17 protein-coding genes are annotated in these 20,761 nt (G+C 41.6%); 13 read left to right on the top strand and 4 right to left on the bottom strand.

Annotation, left to right across the window (positions count from 1 at the left end; genetic code table 11):
- Window positions 1-283 precede the first annotated feature (283 nt).
- Both ligA and zipA read right to left on the bottom strand, forming a co-directional pair.
- The gene (gene ligA / locus KO511_RS17370; protein WP_215988661.1) at window positions 284-2,293 is read right to left on the bottom strand and encodes an NAD-dependent DNA ligase LigA; all 2,010 of its coding nucleotides are present in this window, start codon (window positions 2,291-2,293) and stop codon (window positions 284-286) included.
- A gap of 183 nt (window positions 2,294-2,476) precedes the next feature.
- Window positions 2,477-3,352: a cell division protein ZipA gene (gene zipA / locus KO511_RS17365; protein WP_215988660.1), complete on the bottom strand. Its 876-nt coding sequence runs from the start codon at window positions 3,350-3,352 to the stop codon at window positions 2,477-2,479.
- A gap of 227 nt (window positions 3,353-3,579) precedes the next feature.
- Here zipA and cysZ point away from each other — a divergent pair, with 227 nt between their 5' ends.
- The 5 genes from cysZ (at window position 3,580) to crr (ending at window position 8,653) form a co-directional block, all read left to right on the top strand.
- A complete protein-coding gene (gene cysZ, locus KO511_RS17360; protein ID WP_125320441.1) occupies window positions 3,580-4,317 on the top strand; it encodes a sulfate transporter CysZ in 738 nt (245 codons plus the stop codon).
- A gap of 331 nt (window positions 4,318-4,648) precedes the next feature.
- The gene (cysK, locus tag KO511_RS17355) at window positions 4,649-5,617 is read left to right on the top strand and encodes a cysteine synthase A (RefSeq protein WP_171361797.1); all 969 of its coding nucleotides are present in this window, start codon (window positions 4,649-4,651) and stop codon (window positions 5,615-5,617) included.
- Between the two features lie 300 nt (window positions 5,618-5,917).
- On the top strand, window positions 5,918-6,175 hold the full coding sequence (locus tag KO511_RS17350) for an HPr family phosphocarrier protein (RefSeq protein WP_114786565.1): 258 nt from the start codon (window positions 5,918-5,920) through the stop codon (window positions 6,173-6,175).
- A 137-nt stretch (window positions 6,176-6,312) separates the two neighbouring features.
- A complete protein-coding gene (ptsI, locus tag KO511_RS17345) occupies window positions 6,313-8,037 on the top strand; it encodes a phosphoenolpyruvate-protein phosphotransferase PtsI (protein WP_215988659.1) in 1,725 nt (574 codons plus the stop codon).
- A 106-nt stretch (window positions 8,038-8,143) separates the two neighbouring features.
- Window positions 8,144-8,653, top strand: a complete 510-nt coding sequence (gene crr / locus KO511_RS17340) for a PTS glucose transporter subunit IIA (protein ID WP_215988658.1) — start codon at window positions 8,144-8,146, stop codon at window positions 8,651-8,653.
- A 62-nt stretch (window positions 8,654-8,715) separates the two neighbouring features.
- On the opposite strand, the gene KO511_RS17335 is transcribed toward crr, so the two are convergent.
- Complete coding sequence (locus KO511_RS17335; protein WP_215988657.1) at window positions 8,716-9,870, bottom strand: 2-octaprenyl-3-methyl-6-methoxy-1,4-benzoquinol hydroxylase; 1,155 nt, start codon at window positions 9,868-9,870, stop codon at window positions 8,716-8,718.
- Between the two features lie 273 nt (window positions 9,871-10,143).
- Between KO511_RS17335 and miaB the strand changes: the two genes are divergently transcribed.
- The 5 genes from miaB to lnt all read left to right on the top strand — a co-directional run bounded on the left by miaB (window position 10,144) and on the right by lnt (window position 15,776).
- Window positions 10,144-11,568, top strand: a complete 1,425-nt coding sequence (miaB, locus tag KO511_RS17330; RefSeq protein ID WP_215988656.1) for a tRNA (N6-isopentenyl adenosine(37)-C2)-methylthiotransferase MiaB — start codon at window positions 10,144-10,146, stop codon at window positions 11,566-11,568.
- Window positions 11,569-11,673: 105 nt separating this feature from the next.
- Window positions 11,674-12,771: a PhoH family protein gene (locus KO511_RS17325; protein WP_215988655.1), complete on the top strand. Its 1,098-nt coding sequence runs from the start codon at window positions 11,674-11,676 to the stop codon at window positions 12,769-12,771.
- Window positions 12,768-13,232 (top strand): rRNA maturation RNase YbeY, encoded by a 465-nt coding sequence (gene ybeY / locus KO511_RS17320; protein ID WP_215988654.1) that lies wholly within the window; start codon window positions 12,768-12,770, stop codon window positions 13,230-13,232. Before KO511_RS17325 ends, ybeY begins: the two co-directional genes overlap by 4 nt.
- Before the next feature lie 109 nt (window positions 13,233-13,341).
- Window positions 13,342-14,241: a CNNM family magnesium/cobalt transport protein CorC gene (corC, locus tag KO511_RS17315; protein WP_215988653.1), complete on the top strand. Its 900-nt coding sequence runs from the start codon at window positions 13,342-13,344 to the stop codon at window positions 14,239-14,241.
- A gap of 26 nt (window positions 14,242-14,267) precedes the next feature.
- Window positions 14,268-15,776, top strand: coding sequence for an apolipoprotein N-acyltransferase (lnt, locus tag KO511_RS17310; protein ID WP_215988652.1), 1,509 nt, complete (start codon window positions 14,268-14,270; stop codon window positions 15,774-15,776).
- 59 nt (window positions 15,777-15,835) lie between these two features.
- Here the strand turns inward: lnt and KO511_RS17305 are convergent, their stop codons facing one another.
- Window positions 15,836-16,306, bottom strand: coding sequence for a zinc ribbon-containing protein (locus tag KO511_RS17305; protein WP_215988651.1), 471 nt, complete (start codon window positions 16,304-16,306; stop codon window positions 15,836-15,838).
- Window positions 16,307-16,435: 129 nt separating this feature from the next.
- Here KO511_RS17305 and leuS point away from each other — a divergent pair, with 129 nt between their 5' ends.
- The 3 genes from leuS (at window position 16,436) to holA (ending at window position 20,730) form a co-directional block, all read left to right on the top strand.
- Window positions 16,436-19,006, top strand: a complete 2,571-nt coding sequence (gene leuS, locus KO511_RS17300) for a leucine--tRNA ligase (RefSeq protein ID WP_215988650.1) — start codon at window positions 16,436-16,438, stop codon at window positions 19,004-19,006.
- A gap of 109 nt (window positions 19,007-19,115) precedes the next feature.
- Window positions 19,116-19,709: an LPS assembly lipoprotein LptE gene (gene lptE / locus KO511_RS17295; RefSeq protein WP_215988649.1), complete on the top strand. Its 594-nt coding sequence runs from the start codon at window positions 19,116-19,118 to the stop codon at window positions 19,707-19,709.
- Between the two features lie 7 nt (window positions 19,710-19,716).
- Window positions 19,717-20,730, top strand: coding sequence for a DNA polymerase III subunit delta (gene holA / locus KO511_RS17290; protein ID WP_215988648.1), 1,014 nt, complete (start codon window positions 19,717-19,719; stop codon window positions 20,728-20,730).
- Window positions 20,731-20,761 lie beyond the last annotated feature (31 nt).

The following is a 20,761-nucleotide window of genomic DNA, read 5'->3' as shown; positions in this document are numbered from 1 at the left end:
TATGACCTGATACAAACTTTTATCAACATCGTGACTTTATTCAAATATTTAATATAAAAACATCAATTAAAACTTTTAACACTTTAAAAACATAGACTTAAAATAGAATCCCAATGGCTTAATTGAGATTTTGATCGCATAAGATCCATAATAACGATCACTTTTATAGTAATTAGATTTAGATCACTGCATTATTTCTTGTTTTAGCAACAAATAAATTCATCAATATTTTTCGACAAAAAAAAACCACCTGATTGAGGTGGTTTCGAGCTAATAGTGGAGCTTATATTAAATCAATAAGGTCTTGCTCAGTTTTAATTTCAACGCCCAACTCCTGCGCTTTAGCCAATTTGGAACCCGCATTTTCGCCAGCAAATAAAATATCCGTTTTCTTACTAACGCTCCCAGTTACCTTTGCTCCAAGACTTTGTAAAGCGGCTTTGGCGTTATCACGAGATAGCTGGGATAAAGAGCCCGTTAATACCACAACCTTACCCATAAGAGGCTGGGGAACATCCTGCTTTTGATCGTCAATATCAGGCCAAGTAATCCCTTGAGCAATCAGATCTTCAATCACTTGCTGATTTTTCTCCTGAGCAAAGAAAGCAATGATATGGCTAGCAACGATACTGCCGATATCTGATACCTCGATAAGTTGCTCATGTGATGCTACTTTGATCTTGGCAAGAGTTTTAAAGTGTTGGGCAAGATTGGCTGCTGTCGCTTCACCTACTTCACGAATACCAAGCGAGTATAGGAAACGAGCTAAAGTCGTCGATTTCGCCTTATTCAGTGCATCAACTACATTTTGTGCCGATTTGGGCCCCATTCGATCAAGTACAGTGATCACTCCAGCTGATAACTTAAATAAGTCAGCGGGCGTCGTAACCATCTCACGGTCTACAAGCTGCTCAATTACTTTCTCGCCTAATCCATCAACATCCAAAGCCTTACGCGATACAAAATGCTTCAATGCCTCTTTCCTTTGTGCTTGACAGAATAAACCTCCCGAACATCTTGCCACTGCTTCTCCTGCGACTCGTTCAATTTGAGAATGGCAAACTGGGCAATGTAGTGGAAAAACAATTTCTCGTGCATCATCAGGGCGGCGTTCTTCAATAAAGGACACTATTTGCGGGATCACATCTCCAGCACGGCGAACAATAACGCTATCGCCAATTTTGACTTTAAGGCGTGCAATTTCATCGGCATTATGCAAGGTCGCATTGCTGACAGTAACACCACCGACAAATACTGGTTCAAGCTTGGCTACAGGGGTAATTGCCCCCGTCCGGCCAACCTGAAACTCGACATCATTAAGTAAAGTGACCTCTTCCTGAGCGGGGAACTTATAAGCAATAGCCCAACGAGGGGCACGAGCAACAAAGCCTAATTGCTCTTGCAAAGCGATATCATCAACTTTGATGACTACACCATCGATTTCAAAGGCTAATTCATCTCTACGAACCAAAATATCTTGATAGTAGGCTTTAACTTCTGAAAGGGTTAAAACATGACGAGTCTCAGGACACATAGGTAATCCCCACTCTTTCAATTGAAGAAAACGTTGATAATGGCTTTGCGACAATATCCCCCCCTCAATAACACCAACACTGTATGCGTAAAAGCTCAGAGGCCGTGTTGCAGTGATGCGTGAATCGAGTTGGCGCAAGCTACCAGCGGCTGCATTACGAGGGTTAACAAAGACTTTTTCTCCCTTCTTAAGTGCATGCTGATTCAATTTTTCAAAGCCGAGTTTAGGCATAAATACTTCACCTCTGACTTCTATACGTTGAGGCCAATCTCGGCCACTTAACTTCAATGGTATTGATTTAATGGTACGGACATTCTCTGTAATATTTTCGCCTGTGGAGCCATCACCGCGAGTAGCCGCTTGGACCAATATACCGTCTTCATACAATAGACTAACGGCTAATCCATCTAGCTTGGGTTCACAACAGAAATGAGATAAATCTGAGAAAGAGAGGCGATCTAATATGCGCTTATAGAAAGCATCCAATTCACTATCATCAAAAGCATTATCAAGAGATAGCATTGCTATCTCATGCTTAACAGATTGAAAGCCATCAAGTGGTTGTCCTCCCACTCGCTGGCTAGGTGAATCTAAGCTCATTAATTGAGGGTGTTTGGCCTCAAGCTCTAACAATTCACGCATCAGGCGATCATATTCCGCATCCGGGATCTCTGGATGATCTTCAACGTAATATTTCACACCATGGTAATGCAGCATCTCACGCAATTGATTAAGCGTTTCTTGAATATCTTGAGGCATAACTCACTCTATTTTAAACAGTTAGTAACTTCTATAATGCTGAAAATCAGCAATTCATTCGCAGCAGGTTAAATGAGATTGGCACATCACTCAAGTTACTGTAATTCTAAATTCAGATATTTAACCGCAACTCGAAAAAGAAAGGCTCCGACATTCGGAGCCTTGGAGGGAATATTCTCTTATTCAGGCACTTTGTAAAGTCTTGAATTCCTTAATCTGGGATCGATACGCATCTAAACGATTAGGCGTCATCAAGTTACGTCCATCATCAAGTACATTGGCACCGAGATCATCCGCAATTTGCTGAGCAGTTTTGAGCATCAATTTAAAATTTTGTTCAGGATCGCCATAGCAAGGTAAGGTCATAAAAAATGAAATACCTTTAGTGTTAAACTCAGCAGGATCGGTATGGGCAAGTGTACCAGGTTGCATCATATTTGCGACACTAAACAGTACATTACCCGTTCCAGACAAGTCAGAATGACGATGGAAGATATCCATTTCACCGTATAACAAACCATTTTGCTGCATACTGTCAAACAACTTAGTTCCAACTAGAGGTTCTGCACCTGCACAATGAACATTAAGTACAATAACCTGCATATTCTGTTGTGGTGAAGCAAGCTTTTCAGGCTCATCTTCAGGTTCATTGGCAACTGAGTGCTGAGTTTGACTAACAAAAGGATCAATCTCATCAACCGACGCCGTGGAGACTAAAAGGTCATCCATACCCACATCTGCCACTTTCATCTCAGAATTTGAGACAAAAGGCTGATCTGCTTCTGGTTCAGGATAGCCGTCAATCAGAGGATCAGCGACGATATTGTCTTGCATAAAGTCTGGCTCTTTACGCTCCTTACGAATAATTTCAAAATCGTCTTCCGGCGCAACTTCGTGCTCGGGCTCAATGCCTTTGCTTTTGTTCACATCTAACTTACGAAGTGGCCTACTGCCAAACTTAGCTTTAACTTCTTTTTTGCTTGTCCATAAGCCGTGAAACAATAACGCTGCAATCGCTATCGCTCCGACGATTATGAGTACAAATCGCAATTCCTGCATGTTTCACTCTCAAATTAATCGATACATTTAGTTCGTGAACGAACTTATCGAGCCTTATTAAACCTTCTCTAACCAACTCTATCAAAACTCACACCTGTTTTAGAACAGCTTAATGTGAGAAGTTCATACAATGTTGTGATTTTGAACACGCTTTTTTCTTGTTATGATAGAAAGCGTTCATTTTTACATCATTACTCAGACAAAACTTAATTACTTAGACAAAACTTATGAATTCAAAAACACAACATCGCTCCGGCTTCGGTTACTTCTTTTACGGCTTAGAGCTCGCTGTAACACCTGGGATACGTCAGTTCGTAATCCTTCCCCTAATTGCTAATATTCTGCTCATTGGCGGAGCCTTACTCTACCTGTTTACTCATTTAGATACTTGGATTGAGCAGCTAATGGGGCAATTACCAAATTTCCTCTCTTGGTTAAGTTATATACTATGGCCAATATTAGTAGTGACCATACTCGCAACTTTTTCTTATTTTTTTAGTACATTGGCAAATTTTGTCGCTGCCCCCTTCAATGGCCTACTGGCAGAGAAAGTAGAAGAATATCTCACCGGTCAAAAAGTCAATGATGATAGTATACTGGCTGTTGTCAAAGACACACCGAGAATTCTTGCCAGAGAATGGCGAAAACTGGTTTATGTTTTGCCAAAAGCTCTTGGCCTATTTCTTTTGCTATTGATTCCCGGATTAGGCCAAACACTAGGACCTATTCTTTGGTTTGCTTTTGCTTCTTGGATGCTGGCTATTCAATATTGTGATTATCCGTTCGATAACCACAAAGTCTCTTTTAACGAAATGCGTAGCAATTTGAAGCAAAAGCAAACTAAAGCATACAGCTTTGGCGGGTTAGTGGCTATTTTTACCACCATACCTGTATTAAATCTCATTGTTATGCCTGTTGCTGTATGCGGTGCAACAGCGATTTGGGTAACAGAGTTTAAACGATAGACTATTGATTATGAATATGTTCCATCGCTCTATAGAACCGAACAATTCGCTCAATTAACATCGATTCAAAGGTCAACATGTTTAAAATGCACATCGGGGGCTTTAAACATGTTGACCTTTGCTATTAATTTTAGTTCGAAAGACAGCACTCGTGTGTTAAATAACATGCACTTCATCTCATTCTAATAAGTTATAACTTTTTAATCCTTCTCTAGGTTTTGTTGCTAGCCTACTCTTCTATCCATACAGTTTTTAACGAACCAGCTATATCGCTTATTACCACGATAATTTTCACAGCCCAATAAGCACTCAACAAACGAAGGATCACAACATGAGCAAAATCTACGAAGATAACTCTCTTACCATAGGAAACACGCCTCTGGTCCGTCTCAATAAAGTGAGTAAAGGTAAGGTTTTGGCAAAAATAGAGGCTCGAAATCCAAGCTTTAGTGTTAAATGCCGCATCGGTGCCAACATGATCTGGGAAGCAGAAAAAGCAGGCAAGCTTAACCCAGGCATAGAACTTGTCGAGCCAACCAGCGGTAATACTGGTATTGCATTAGCCTTCGTAGCGGCAGCTCGTGGCTATAAACTGACACTGACAATGCCAGAGTCGATGAGTCTTGAACGCCGCAAGCTACTAAAAGCTTTAGGGGCAAATCTCGAGCTAACTGAGGCGGCAAAAGGAATGAAAGGCGCAATTGCTAAAGCCGAAGAAATTGTCGCAGCTGCACCTGAAAAATATCTGTTACTCCAACAATTCAACAACCCTGCAAACCCTGAAATTCATGAAAAAACCACTGGGCCTGAAATTTGGGATGCCACAGATGGACAAATCGATGTATTTATCGCTGGAGTTGGTACCGGAGGAACAATTACCGGAACAAGCCGCTATATCAAAACTGAGAAAGGGAAAAACATTGTTTCTGTCGCTGTTGAACCAGCCGAGTCTCCGGTAATTACTCAAGCTCTAGCAGGTGAAGAAATTCAACCCGCACCGCACAAGATTCAAGGTATCGGAGCTGGATTTATCCCTGGTAACCTTGATTTAGAGCTAATTGACCGCGTTGAACAGGTAACTTCAGAAGAAGCCATCACTATGACAAGACGCCTAATGGAAGAAGAAGGGATTTTAGCTGGTATTTCTTCGGGGGCTGCTGTCGTAGCCGCAAACAGAATATCAGAGCTACCTGAATTTAAAGGGAAAACCATAGTCACTGTTCTACCAAGCTCAGGTGAACGTTATTTGAGCTCAGCTCTATTTGCTGGTATCTTCACAGAAAAAGAGAATCATCAGTAATACGTGACGAAATCAATTTTTCATCGAAAAAAGCCCCTAAATGGGGCTTTTTTGTTGATCCCTGACTCACCTTTGGTAATATCGGGTCAGTTTTATTTTTAGCTTCAAAATAAAAGAGAAGCCAGAATTAGCATCGGTTATGAAATCCGGCACAGATCGAAATCATATCTGAAAAATTTGCAATCAAGATAACTTATGACACTAATTGAGCATCGTGCATTTGTCACGACATTCATTTAAAGGTTAAGCTGAGTCTGATTAAGAATCTATCAAAATATAAATCAATTTGGGGTATAATACATGTACGAGAAGCAAGTAGAAATCACTGCAGAAAATGGCCTTCACACTCGTCCAGCTGCACAATTCGTAAAAGAGGCGAAAGGCTTTGATGCGGATATTACTGTGACTTCTAATGGTAAGAGTGCTAGTGCAAAGAGCTTATTTAAGCTACAAACATTGGGTCTAGTTAAAGGAACTCAAGTAACCATCTCAGCAGAAGGCCCTCAAGCTCAGGAAGCTGTAGATCACCTTGTTGCTCTAATGGACCAACTACACTAATCCGATCTCGCATTTCTAAAGCCATTTTGTAAAAATGAAATGGCTTTGTTGGAAATAAACCCGAACATAAGCTAAAGATTATCGTTAGCGCACCCATTTTTCTCCCGTTTTTAAGTTGACCACTTTAAGGTAAGGCTATGATTTCAGGCATCCTAGCATCTCCAGGTATTGCTATTGGTAAAGCACTACTCCTTCAAGAAGATGAAATTGTCCTAAACACCAACTCTATAACTGATGCGCAAGTCGAAACTGAAGTTGCATGTTTCTTTGAAGCACGCGATAAATCAACGGCTCAGCTTGAGATTATTAAGCAAAAAGCGCTGGAAACATTTGGTGAAGAAAAAGAAGCGATCTTTGAAGGTCACATTATGCTTCTTGAAGATGAAGAGCTAGAAGAAGAAATCCTTGCTCTGATTAAAAATGACAAGATGCATGCTGATAATGCTATCCACACTGTTATCGAAGAACAAGCAGTGGCTCTCGAATCACTCGATGACGAATATTTGAAAGAACGTGCAACAGATATCCGTGATATTGGCTCTCGCTTTGTGAAAAATGCACTCGGCATTAATATCGTGTCTTTAAGTGATATTAATCAAGAGGTCATTCTTGTTGCTTACGATCTTACTCCATCTGAGACTGCACAAATTAATCTAGACTACGTGCTAGGATTTGCCTGTGATATTGGTGGGCGCACGTCACACACTTCTATCATGGCTCGCTCCCTTGAACTTCCGGCTATCGTAGGTACAAACAACATCACTAAGCAAGTCAAAAACGGTGATATTCTGATTCTCGACGCAATGAATAACAAAGTTGTTATTAATCCATCAGAGAAAGAGCTTGAAGAAGCAAAAGCAGTCAAAGCTGCCTTCATCGCTGAAAAAGAAGAACTTGCTAAGCTAAAAGACCTTCACGCTGAAACACTAGATGGTCACCGTGTCGAAGTATGCGGTAACATTGGTACAGTTAAAGATTGTGACGGCATTTTACGAAATGGCGGCGAAGGTGTGGGGCTGTATCGTACCGAGTTCTTATTTATGGACCGTGATGCTCTCCCCACTGAAGAAGAGCAATACCAAGCCTACAAAGAAGTTGCAGAAGCGATGAATGGTGAAGCTGTCATCATTCGTACTATGGATATTGGTGGCGATAAAGATCTGCCATACATGGATTTGCCACAGGAAATGAACCCTTTCTTAGGTTGGCGAGCGATACGTATCAGCTTAGATCGCCGTGATATCCTGCGTGATCAGTTACGTGGTATACTGCGTGCTTCAGCGCATGGGAAACTGCGTATCATGTTCCCAATGATCATCGCGGTTGAAGAAATACGTGAACTTAAAAAAGCCATTGAAGAATATAAAGTAGAGCTACGTAACGAAGGGCATGCATTCGATGAAAACATCGAAATCGGTGTTATGGTTGAAACGCCAGCCGCTGCTGTTATTGCTCATCACTTAGCTAAAGAAGTAACTTTCTTCTCAATCGGCACCAATGACCTAACCCAATACACTCTTGCCGTGGATCGTGGCAACGAGATGATTTCTCACTTATATAACCCATTATCCCCTGCGGTATTAAATGTAATTAAGCAAGTGATTGATGCTTCACATGCAGAAGGGAAATGGACAGGTATGTGCGGCGAGCTGGCTGGTGATGAAAGAGCGACGCTGCTACTTCTCGGAATGGGGTTAGATGAGTTCTCAATGAGTGGTATTTCTATCCCTAAAGTGAAGAAAGTCATTCGTAATTCAAACTTCAGTGAAGTAAAAGCTATGGCTCAACAAGCGCTTGCTTTACCAACCTCTGCGGAAATTGAAGCTACTGTAGAAAAATTTATTGCAGAAAAATCTCAATAATTAACTGATACTAATAAGATAGTCGGCTAAAAATAGTCGTCTATCTTCTGAGATTGGTATACTATAATTCGACAGAATTGAACAAAAACGTTAGGAGCATGACACAATGGGTCTGTTTGACAAACTTAAGAAGCTAGTATCTGACGACAGCGCTGACGCAGATGCAATTGAAATCATTGCGCCTCTATCTGGTGAAATCGTAAATATTGAAGATGTGCCAGATGTTGTTTTCGCTGAAAAAATCGTCGGAGACGGTATTGCTATCAAACCTTCTGGCACCAAGATGGTAGCTCCTGTTAACGGTACTATTGGCAAAATTTTTGAAACCAATCACGCTTTCTCAATAGAATCAGATGAAGGCGTAGAGCTGTTCGTTCACTTTGGTATCGATACCGTTGAACTTAAAGGTCAAGGTTTTAATCGCATCGCTGAAGAAGGTCAAACAGTAAAAGCTGGCGACACAATCATTGAGTTTGATCTTGCACTTCTTGAAGAGCAAGCTAAGTCAACATTAACTCCTGTTGTCATTTCAAACATGGATGAAATCAAAGAACTAAACAAACTGTCTGGTACCGTTTCAGTTGGTGAAACGCCTGTTTTACGCGTAACCAAATAACCAAAAATCAACAATATCGCCTAAAACGCAGCTCTTCGCTGCGTTTTTATTAACAAAGTAAATTACTTCAATCCCAACGCATACTTCAAAACCTGTTTTTTTAGTGGGCCTGAGTTATCCGCTATTTTCATAATCGCATTACGAGCAAACTTCAAAGGTGCTAAATTATTGCTAAAGGTTTTGTAGAAAATATCCATGCCTGATTGCATCGCTAGATTATCCGGACGACGCTTACGCTCGTATGATTTCAACACTTGCTGCGAAAACAAGTCTTGCCCTGAAGTCACTTCAAGTAAAGCCTCTACATCTTTAAACCCAATATTTACGCCCTGGCCTGCGAGAGGGTTGATCGTATGAGCAGAATCTCCAACTAACACACAAGCTTCACCAGAATAGGTTTGAGCATGCCGCCTAGTTAATGGAAATGAACCAAACTGCAATACTTGAATATCCCCTAATTCTTCCGGAAAATGAGTTAAGATCTCTTGCCGTAATTGCTCATTCGTCATAGAGCACAACTGTTTAATACGCCTAGGTGAGTCATACCATACTAATGAACCTTGATGACCACATAAAGGTAAAAATGAACGAGGCCCAGATGGGGTAAATTGCTGCCATGTGATATCTTGTTGAGCTAACTTTGTTTCAACATTGATCAGCATGCAATGTTGGCGATAATCCCACGCCGTAACACCAATACCAGCTAATGAACGAACACGTGAGTTGGCTCCATCTGCGCCAACCACTAATTCAGCATTCAGCTTTTGTCCAGACGACAAGGTAATGACGCTAGGTTGACCAAAATCAAGCTCTGCTAATTTATCTGGGCAGTGGAGTGAAATATTGGAGTAATATTCAAATTGCTCCCACAAGGCAAGTTGTATTAGACGATTTTCAACAATGTAGCCGAGTTGGTCGATTCCCAATGAATCAGAATGGAATCGGGTGCGACAATGTGGATTCTCCCAAGTTTCCAAACGACGATAAGGACATACTCGCGTCTCTGAAATACTTTGCCATGCGCCTAGCTTATCGAGAATGGACACCGAATGATGTGAAATAGCTGAAACTCTAATATCCATCGGCTGATCAGACATAAAAGGCTCAGGCGCACTACCTTCAACAACAACAACACTTCTGCCTTGCTTTGCAAACCCGACAGCCACGGCGGCACCAACCATTCCTCCGCCAATAACGGCAACATCAAACTTGGTCATTTTTCGCACTTTAATTAGTAGGATACTTTATTGTACTTTTTCACTGCCAAAAATGTAACTAAAAACCTCATCCACTATATGGTCTACTTTCTACTAGATATGGTCAGAAAATGATTTTATTTAAGCCCCTAGTCAGTAGGTACTGAAAGCAGTACAATACGCCGCTTAACGCCAACAAACAGGCTAAAATATAGCCAATCAATTAAAATGGCGACACTGTTTCACACTGGGCGATTTGCTCCCTTAATTTAAACTAACGATCGAGCGAACAACATGAGTAAAAAACTGCTAATTAAAACCTGGGGCTGCCAGATGAACGAATATGATTCATCCAAAATGGCCGATCTACTGAATGCAACAAATGGCTACGAGCTAACAGAAGAACCAGAAGAAGCAGATGTATTACTCCTCAATACCTGCTCCATCCGCGAAAAAGCCCAAGAGAAGGTATTCCATCAACTCGGTCGTTGGAAAAACCTAAAAGATAAAAAGCAAGGGGTCGTCATTGGTGTCGGTGGATGCGTCGCCACTCAAGAAGGTGATCATATTCGTGAACGTGCTCCATTTGTTGACGTTATCTTTGGCCCTCAAACCTTGCATCGTTTGCCAGAAATGATCAAACAGTCGCAAAATGACGATGCACCAGTTATGGATATCTCATTTCCTGAAATTGAAAAGTTTGATCGTTTACCAGAGCCTAAGGCTGAAGGGGCAACCGCATTCGTCTCTATTATGGAAGGATGCTCCAAATACTGTACTTATTGTGTCGTCCCTTATACTCGAGGTGAGGAAGTTAGTCGCCCACTCGATGATGTACTGTTTGAAATTGCACAATTAGCAGACCAAGGCGTAAGAGAAGTTAACCTACTCGGCCAAAACGTTAATGCCTATCGCGGTTCAACTCACGAAGGGGATATCTGTAGTTTCGCCGAACTGCTTCGCCTTGTTGCCTCCATTGACGGTATTGATAGAATACGCTTTACCACAAGCCACCCGCTTGAATTTACGGATGATATCATCGCTGTATACGAGGATACACCTGAGCTTGTTAGCTTCTTGCACCTTCCAGTCCAAAGTGGTAGTGATCGTATTTTAACGATGATGAAACGTCCACATACAGGTATCGAATATAAATCGATTATTCGTAAGCTACGTAAAGCTCGCCCAGATATTCAGATCAGTTCGGATTTTATTGTCGGCTTCCCTGGTGAATCCAGTATGGACCACCAAGCCACAATGAAGCTGATTAAAGATGTCGATTTTGATATGAGCTTTAGTTTCATTTTTTCTCCTCGCCCTGGAACACCTGCGGCCGATTACCCATGTGACTTATCGGATCAGGAAAAGAAAGATCGCCTGTACGAATTGCAACAAACCATCAACGCACAAGCAATGCGTTATTCTCGGCTGATGCTTGATACAGAACAACGAGTACTTGTTGAAGGGCCTTCAAAAAAGAATTTAATGGAGCTTCGTGCACGAACAGAAAATAACCGTGTTGTCAATTTTGAAGGGAATGCTGATCTAATCGGTCAATTTGTTGATGTAAAGATTACTGATGTCTTCGCTAATTCATTACGCGGCGACATTATTCGCACTGAGAAAGACATGGATCTTAGGACCGTCATTTCTCCAACTCAAATGATGGCGAAAACAAAACGCGAAGATGAACTCGGAGTAATAACCTTTACTCCTTAAGCTTGAAAATACTCGTTTAAGTGACCATCTTAGATAGAGGTATACAAAGCCATTAGGGCCCGGTCGAAATCGGGCTCTCAGTATGGCCAATAATGTGAGGCAACTTTGAGCAATAAAATTGTAACTCTAGAAATCAATCTAGAACCTTCAGATAACCGCCGCCTTGCAAACCTTTGCGGCCCTTTCGATGACAATATCAAACACTTAGAACGCCGTTTAGGTGTCGAGATTAGCTACCGTGGTAATTTTTTCACTATCGTCGGTAAACCCCATACTTCTGCTGCTGCTTTAGAAATCATCAAAACACTTTACGTCGACACAAGTCCTGTGCATGGTAATTTCCCGGATATAGAGCCAGATCAGATTCACCTTGCTATCAAAGAATCTGGAGTTCTTGAACAAGATGCTCAACCCAATAATGAGTATGGAAAAGAAGTCATTATCAAAACCAAAAAAGGGGTCATTAAGCCTCGTACTCCAAATCAAGCTCAGTACTTGGTTAATATGGTGACCCATGATATTTCTTTTGGAATCGGCCCTGCTGGCACAGGTAAAACTTATCTAGCTGTAGCTGCCGCAGTCGATGCATTAGAACGTCAGGAAATTCGCCGTATTTTGCTAACGCGTCCTGCCGTTGAGGCCGGTGAAAAGCTTGGCTTCCTGCCGGGAGATTTGAGCCAGAAAGTCGACCCGTACCTACGTCCTCTGTATGATGCCTTATTTGAAATGCTTGGCTTTGAAAAAGTCGAAAAGCTGATTGAACGTAATGTCATTGAAGTCGCCCCTCTGGCTTACATGCGGGGTCGGACACTTAACGATGCTTTTATTATTTTAGATGAAAGTCAAAATACCACTGTCGAACAAATGAAAATGTTCCTTACTCGTATCGGTTTTAACTCTAGAGCCGTTATTACGGGCGATGTAACACAAATCGACCTGCCACGTGGTGCTAAATCTGGGCTACGCCATGCTATTGAAGTACTCAATGAAGTCGACGAAATCAGCTTTAATTTTTTTCAGTCGGACGATGTAGTTCGTCACCCAGTTGTTGCTCGTATTGTTAACGCTTATGAAAAATGGGAAACACAAGATCAAAAAGAACGTAAAGAATACGAAAAACGTCGCCGTGAAGAACATGATACTAGGGCTCAGAACACCATATCATCTCAACCAACGCCAACTTCAGAGATAAAACCATCATGAGTATCGAACTTGATCTTCAGTTAGCAGTCAAAGAAGAAACAGGTTTACCCAGCTTTGAAGATATCCATCTTTGGTTAACATCAGCGGTAGAAAAGTTTCAACCACAGGCTGAAGTAACAGTGAGGATTGTTGATGAATACGAGAGTCATCAACTGAACCATGAATATCGTGGCAAAGACAAGCCTACAAATGTGTTGTCTTTTCCCTTTGAAGTCCCAATAGAAATAGAAATGGATCTTCTTGGCGATCTCATTATTTGCAAACAAGTTGTCGAGCAAGAAGCAGAGGAACAATCCAAACCCTTGATGGCACACTGGGCCCATATGGTTGTACATGGCAGCCTGCATCTGCTAGGTTATGATCATATCGAGGATAAAGATGCTGAAGAAATGGAATCTCTCGAGACTGAAATAATGCAATCTATGGGGTTTGATGACCCGTATATTGCAGAAAAAGAGTAGTATCCAAATAAAGGTAGTGAGATAAGATATTGAATTTAATACCTTTTAAGATTTGGTTCTACTAATGTGTGCTATCACACATCTGATAGCGTTACCTAAATGAAAAATAATGAACGAAGACAATTCGCCTTCTTCCCCAGAAGGTAAGAAAGAAAAATCTGAAGGTCCGAGTAGAAAGTCCTTCTTCGAACGTATAGGTCAACTATTTCAAGGCGATCCTAAAGACCGCCAAGAGCTTGTAGAAGTATTTCGAGACTCTGAAGAAAATGACTTAATAGACCATGACACCAGAGATATGCTCGAAGGCGTTATGGAGATTGCCGAGATGCGGGTGCGTGAAATTATGATCCCACGCTCCCAAATGGTTACTGTTGATCGTAGTGATGATCTTGATGCTTTGGTTCACTTAATTACCGATGCACAACATTCCCGCTACCCCGTCATCAGTGAAGACAAAGATCATGTTGAAGGCATACTATTGGCGAAGGACTTACTGAAATACTTAGGCTCTGGCTGTGCTCCTTTTGATATTGAACAAGTCATCCGCCCGGCCGTAGTGGTCCCAGAAAGCAAGCGCGTAGACCGCTTACTGAAAGAATTCCGAGAAGAACGATACCATATGTCGATTGTCGTAGATGAATTCGGTGGTGTTTCTGGCCTTATTACAATCGAGGATATTCTTGAAGAGATCGTCGGCGATATCGAAGACGAATTTGACGATGAAGAAGAGCTTGATATTCGCAAGTTGAGTAAGCATACCTACGCCGTCAAAGCGCTTACAACCATCGAAGAGTTTAATGAAACCTTCAATACTTCATTTAGTGACGAAGAAGTTGATACCGTGGGAGGTTTAGTGATGACAGCTTTCGGTCATTTACCATCCCGTGGAGAAGTGGTTGAAATTGAAAAGTATAACTTCAAAGTTACCTCTGCCGATAACCGTCGGGTCTTGCAATTACAAGTAACGATTCCCGACGAAGAGCCTCTTCCAGAAACAGCTGAAGAGTAACGCGAACTCTATTAGATAGTACTACGATGATAAAAAAACTTTTTCATCGCCTAAAACGGCCGCTAGCGGCCGTTTTTATTGGCGCTCTCACCACACTTGCTTTTGCTCCCTACCAGATTTGGCCAATTGCGATTCTTAGTCCTGCCCTGCTAATGATATTGATTCACAATCAATCAAGTAGATCTGCTCTTTGGATTGGTTATGCTTGGGGAATCGGTCAATTTGCCACAGGGATAAGCTGGGTACATATTAGTATTGATAAATTCGGTGGCATGCCCAAAATTGCCAGTCTTTTCCTTATGTCTTTATTGATAGGGTATCTGGCTATTTATTCTGGACTTTTCGCTTGGGTTCTAAACCGTTACTTTAGGCAAAATAATCGCATACGCTTTCTTATGGCGGCCCCAGCCATCTGGCTATGCTGTGATTGGCTAAGAGGTTGGGTTATGACTGGATTCCCCTGGTTATGGCTTGGTTATAGCCAAATTGAGGGGCCATTAGTTAACTTTGCACCAATAGGCGGAGTCGAACTCATTACTCTGCTTTTGATCCTTTCAGCAGGATCAATCGCCTATGCCATAATGAAAAAACAATGGATGCACTTGCTTATTCCATTAACCGTATTATGTACTGGCTTCGGCTTACAATCCACTCACTGGGTTACGCTAAACCCAGAAAGCACGACAAAGCTTGCGCTAATTCAAGGAAACGTGGATCAAGCCAAAAAATGGTTACCTAAGCAGCGCTGGCCAACCATTATGAAGTATACCGATCTTACTCGTGAAAATTGGGATGCTGATATCATCATCTGGCCCGAAGCAGCCATCCCAGCATTTGAATTTGAAATCCCTTCCTATTTAAGTAATCTCGATTCTGCAGGGAAAATGAACGATAGTGCAATTGTTACAGGTGTGCTCAATCAAGATAAAAATGACAAGTTCTTTAATAGCATTCTTACGTTAGGTAAAACCACTTATGGCGATTATCGCCTAGATATGAGTATGCGATACCACAAACATCATCTACTACCGTTTGGTGAGTTCGTGCCGTTTGAAGATATTTTAAGGCCCTTAGCCCCTCTTTTTAATCTCCCCATGTCATCCTTTACCCGTGGGGACTTTATTCAAACTAACATAATAGCAAATGGAAGGCATATAGCATCTGCACTCTGCTATGAAATTATATTTAACGAGCAAGTTCGCCGAAATGTAACACCAGATACTGATTTTATCCTCACACTGTCAAATGACGCATGGTTTGGTAAATCCATTGGCCCACTCCAGCATATGGAGATTGCCCGTATGCGCGCCATGGAGCTGGGTAAACCAGTCATCCGCTCAACAAATAACGGAGTTACTGCTGTTACCGATTATCGTGGAAAAATCATTGCTCAGCTTCCTCAATTTGAAACTGGCGTCCTTCGCACTCAAGTCACATCTACAAGTGGCCAAACTCCCTTTCATAAGTTTGGCACATGGCCACTTTATATCTGGGTATTATTTAGCTTAGTTATAGGTTGGCGACTGAAAGACTAAATGGAATAAAAGGGCTAGGAAGCTACATAGCCCTTCACCAATTGAAGTATATGAACAAATTATGGCCTCAGCGCTTTACGGCTAAAGCCCTTGCAACCACATTTAATACATGGGATAACAACTGTAGGATGATTATATTGAATCTTATGCCCACACTCATCACAAACTAAAATACCTAAACCAATCACCTCTCCAACCTGATATAAGCCTTGATGTTCAAGATCATCAAACAACTCGACCCATTCCACTTTTGTTCGATCAGTAATCTCTAGTAAACCCTGCCATATTGAATCTTCAACCATTAAGTAAAATGGCCCCCCTTTTGACTCTTCAAAACTTTCAGAAAACTCCTTTAAATCTGATTTTACATATGCAGAGACCAAAGCGAGTTCATCTTTAGTCAAATCATTTGCCGCTTCAACTAATTTTTCTGAGGTTACCAGAACGCGATTAATTTCATCTGGGCTGTGCTTAAGTACTTCAACCACATCCTCAAACATTTCCTCATAACCCAATTTGCTTTTAGACATAGTCGCCTCCTTCGAACAATTGAACTGAGTAAGCTATTGTTGTACTCCTCTCCTTTAGGTATTCTATGACGATCTATTTATGTCTGTTCTAACTGAACTCACAATTTCCAAGATAACCGGATATCATCGATGCAAGAGCAATACAACCCACAAGATATTGAACAAAAAGTTCAAAAACACTGGGATGACAACAAAACCTTTGTTGTAAGTGAAAACCCAAACAAAGAAAAATTCTACTGTCTCTCTATGTTCCCCTACCCAAGTGGTCGACTGCACATGGGTCACGTACGGAACTACACTATCGGTGATGTTGTCTCTCGCTTTCAACGCTTGCAGGGCAAAAATGTCATGCAACCCATAGGTTGGGATGCATTCGGTCTTCCAGCAGAAAATGCAGCAGTAAAGAATAATACTGCGCCTGCACCTTGGACTTATGAAAATATTGAGTACATGAAGAACCAGCTGAAGTTACTTGGTTTTGGTTATGACTGGAACCGTGAGTTTGCAACATGCACACCTGAGTATTATCGCTGGGAACAAGAATTTTTTACAAAGCTATATAGTAAAGGCTTAGTTTATAAGAAAACTTCTTCTGTCAACTGGTGTCCTAACGATCAAACCGTTCTCGCCAACGAACAAGTGGAGGATGGTTGCTGCTGGCGCTGTGATACTCCAGTAGAACAAAAAGAAATTCCCCAGTGGTTTATTAAAATCACTGAATACGCACAAGAACTTTTAGACGAACTAGATAACCTAGATGGCTGGCCTGAAATGGTCAAAACCATGCAACGTAATTGGATCGGTCGCTCTGAAGGGGTTGAACTAAAGTTTGAAGTAAAAGGTCTGCAAGAATTAGAAGTCTATACCACTCGCCCTGATACACTGATGGGGGTTACGTATGTCGGTATTGCCGCTGGTCATCCTCTTGCCACGACTGCTGCGAAAAATAATCCAGCGCTGTCTGCATTTATTGATGAGTGTAAAAATAATAAGGTTGCAGAAGCTGAACTTGCCACAATGGAGAAAAAAGGAATGGCGACAGGCCTGACTGCTATTCATCCATTAAATGGTCGAGAAGTCCCAATTTACGTCGCTAACTTTGTTTTAATGGACTATGGTACAGGCGCTGTAATGGCAGTTCCTGCTCACGATCAACGTGACTATGAGTTCGCGACTAAATACGGTCTAGACATAGTGCCAGTAATCAAGCCCGTTGCTGGCGAACTAGATATCTCTGAAGAAGCATACACTGAAAAGGGTATTTTGTTTGATTCAGGTGAATTCGATGGCCTTGAATTCCAAGCTGCCTTCAATGCCATCGCAGAAAAACTCGAAGCAGAAGGTAAAGGTCATAAAACCGTTAACTTCCGCCTTCGTGACTGGGGTGTATCTCGTCAACGTTATTGGGGTGCTCCAATTCCGATGGTGACCACTGAAGATGGTGAAGTTCACCCAGTACCAGCTGATCAACTACCGGTGATTCTGCCAGAAGATGTAGTCATGGATGGTGTAACCAGTCCTATTAAAGCTGATAAAGAATGGGCCAAGACAACATATAACGGTGAACCTGCTCTACGTGAAACGGATACCTTCGATACCTTCATGGAATCATCTTGGTATTATGCTCGTTACTGTTCACCTCAAGCAGATGATATTCTAGACCCTGAAAAAGCCAACTATTGGTTACCAGTAGATCAGTACGTAGGTGGTATCGAACACGCTTGTATGCACCTGCTTTACTCTCGCTTTTTCCACAAGCTATTGCGTGATGCAGGTTACGTGACATCTGACGAACCATTCAAGAAACTACTCTGCCAAGGTATGGTTCTGGCAGATGCCTTCTACTTTGAAAATGACAAAGGCGGCAAAGAGTGGGTAACCCCAGCAGATGTAACAGTAGATCGTGATGGAAAAGGGCGCATTACTTCAGCAAAAGATAATCAAGGTCGTGATGTTGCTCACTCAGGCATGATCAAAATGTCAAAGTCAAAGAACAACGGTATTGATCCACAAGAGATGGTAGATAAGTACGGTGCTGATACTGTACGCCTATTCATGATGTTCGCTTCACCAGCAGATATGACCCTTGAGTGGCAAGAATCTGGAGTGGAAGGTGCTAATCGCTTCCTAAAGCGTGTATGGAAGCTGGTTAATGAGCATTCAGCAAAAGGTTCTGCTGCTGCTGTTGATACTGCCACTTTATCTGGCGACCAGAAAGCATTGCGGCGCGATGTTCACAAGACTATTGCCAAAGTCACTGACGATATTGCTCGCCGCCAAACATTCAACACAGCAATTGCCGCTATCATGGAACTAATGAACAAGCTAGCAAAAGCACCTCAAGAATCGACTCAAGATCGTGCGATTCTTGCTGAGGCACTAAAAGCAGTTGTCACAATGCTTTACCCAATTACTCCACATATTTCATTCGAACTATGGGCGGCTCTTGGTGGATCTGATATCGATGGTGCAACATGGCCAATTCACGATGAAAGTGCATTAGTTGAAGATGAAAAATTAATTATTGTTCAGGTCAATGGTAAACTGCGCGGTAAATTAACTGTACCCGCAGACATCACAAAAGAGGAAGTCGAGAAGCTCGCTCTAAATGATGAGAATGTTACTAAATTCACACAAGACAATACCATTCGTAAAGTAATCTACGTACCGGGTAAACTCTTGAACATAGTAGCAAACTAACTCGCAAGCCAATTTAAAGCAGGGTGTAGTTTCACCCTGCTTTACTTATCTCAGTGTATTCATTGAGTAGATTAAGATAAGTATTCCTATAACTGAGAAAGTTTCACTAATGCGCATAATTTCAATATCTTTTACAAAATTAGTCAGCGTCATTCTTGCCGCAAGCCTATTATCAGCATGTGGGTTTCATCTCCGGGGTGATTACTCAATCCCTGAAGAACTTGGCACTCTTTCACTCACCAGCTATGATCAATATGGATCATTTACAAGAATGATGAAATCTCAGTTACGTATCAATGAAGTCAACCTTGTCCCACCATCAGAAAATATACCCAACCTGCACATCATAGACGAAGGAGTAGGTGAACGAAACTTATCGCTTTATCAAAATACGACCGCCGCTGAAAAAGAACTCACTTTTACAGCAACATACCGTGTCACTATTCCCGACTTAGGCGATAAAACCTTTTCTACAAGCGTCAGTCGCAGTTATTTAGAAAACCCGTTAACTGCATTAGCAAAATCTGTTGAGAGGGACATGATAGAAGATGAAATGCGTCAGTTTGCTGCAGGGCAAATTATCCGTCAGATGGCTCGTTTGCGCTCAGATATCAAAGCTGGACATATATTAACAAAAGAAGAGCTTGAATCTTTTGATGAACAAGACTTTGAAAAGTCATCAGATATTGACAGTGTAGAGTAGCAATGTAATGCGACTTTTTGCTGAAAGGCTTCCTGAACAACTGGGCAAACAGCTTCACTCAACTTATTTACTGTTTGGCAATGAGCCTCTGCTACTGCAAGAATCACGTCAATCAATTCGAGAGGTCGCTTTTGCTCAGGGCTTTGAGGAGCGACACAACTTTGCTATTGATGCTAGCTTCGATTGGAATGTAATCTACCATTGCTGCCAAAGCATGAGTTTATTCTCATCTCGTCAATTAATTGAACTAGAACTGCCTGACGCTGGTGTAAACGCCAGCATTGCTAATGCCTTATTAAACCTAGCGGATAGGCTACATGATGACATTATTTTGGTCATCATAGGTAAAAAACTGACTAAGGCACAAGAAAAAGCTAAATGGTTTAACGCCCTCTTTTCAAGAGGGTGTTGGGTAAGCTGCCTCACTCCAGACCTCAGCAAATTACCTCAATTCGTGCAGGCTCGTTGTAGAAAAATGAAACTCCACCCTGACGCTGAGGCTGTTCAATTACTAGCACAATGGCATGAAGGCAATTTATTTGCTCTAACACAAAGCTTAGAAAAACTCGCTCTGCTCTATCCTGATGGACAATTAAACTTAATCAGACTTCAAGATTCACTCAGCCGCAGTAACCACTTTAGCGTATTTCATTGGTCTGATGCTTTACTTATCGGTAAAGCCAAGCGTGGTCAGCGTATCTTACGCCAGTTACAAGCGGAGGGAATTGAGCCTACAATTCTTCTTAGGACAATACAAAAAGAACTCATACTACTACTCACAATACAGCAGAAAATACAATTTCAGCCTATAGGGCAAATCTTCGAATCCCATAAAATCTGGCAATCAAAGCGAGCCTTATACTCTAGTGCATCAAGCAGACTATCAAAAAATAAGCTAACACAATTAATACAGTTAATTGCCAAAGCAGAAATTCTTTCCAAAACTCAATATGAGACTTCCTGTTGGCCATTATTACAGCAGTTAAGTATTGAGATGTGCTTACCACAAATTGAGCTGTAAAAAGCATGATATAATACTGTGCTTTGATTTA

Source organism: Vibrio hepatarius (assembly GCF_018860525.1).
Classification (GTDB): Bacteria; Pseudomonadota; Gammaproteobacteria; order Enterobacterales; family Vibrionaceae; genus Vibrio; species Vibrio hepatarius_B.
Note: the sequence above shows the minus strand (reverse complement) of the source record. Positions and strands in the feature narration are given on the sequence as shown.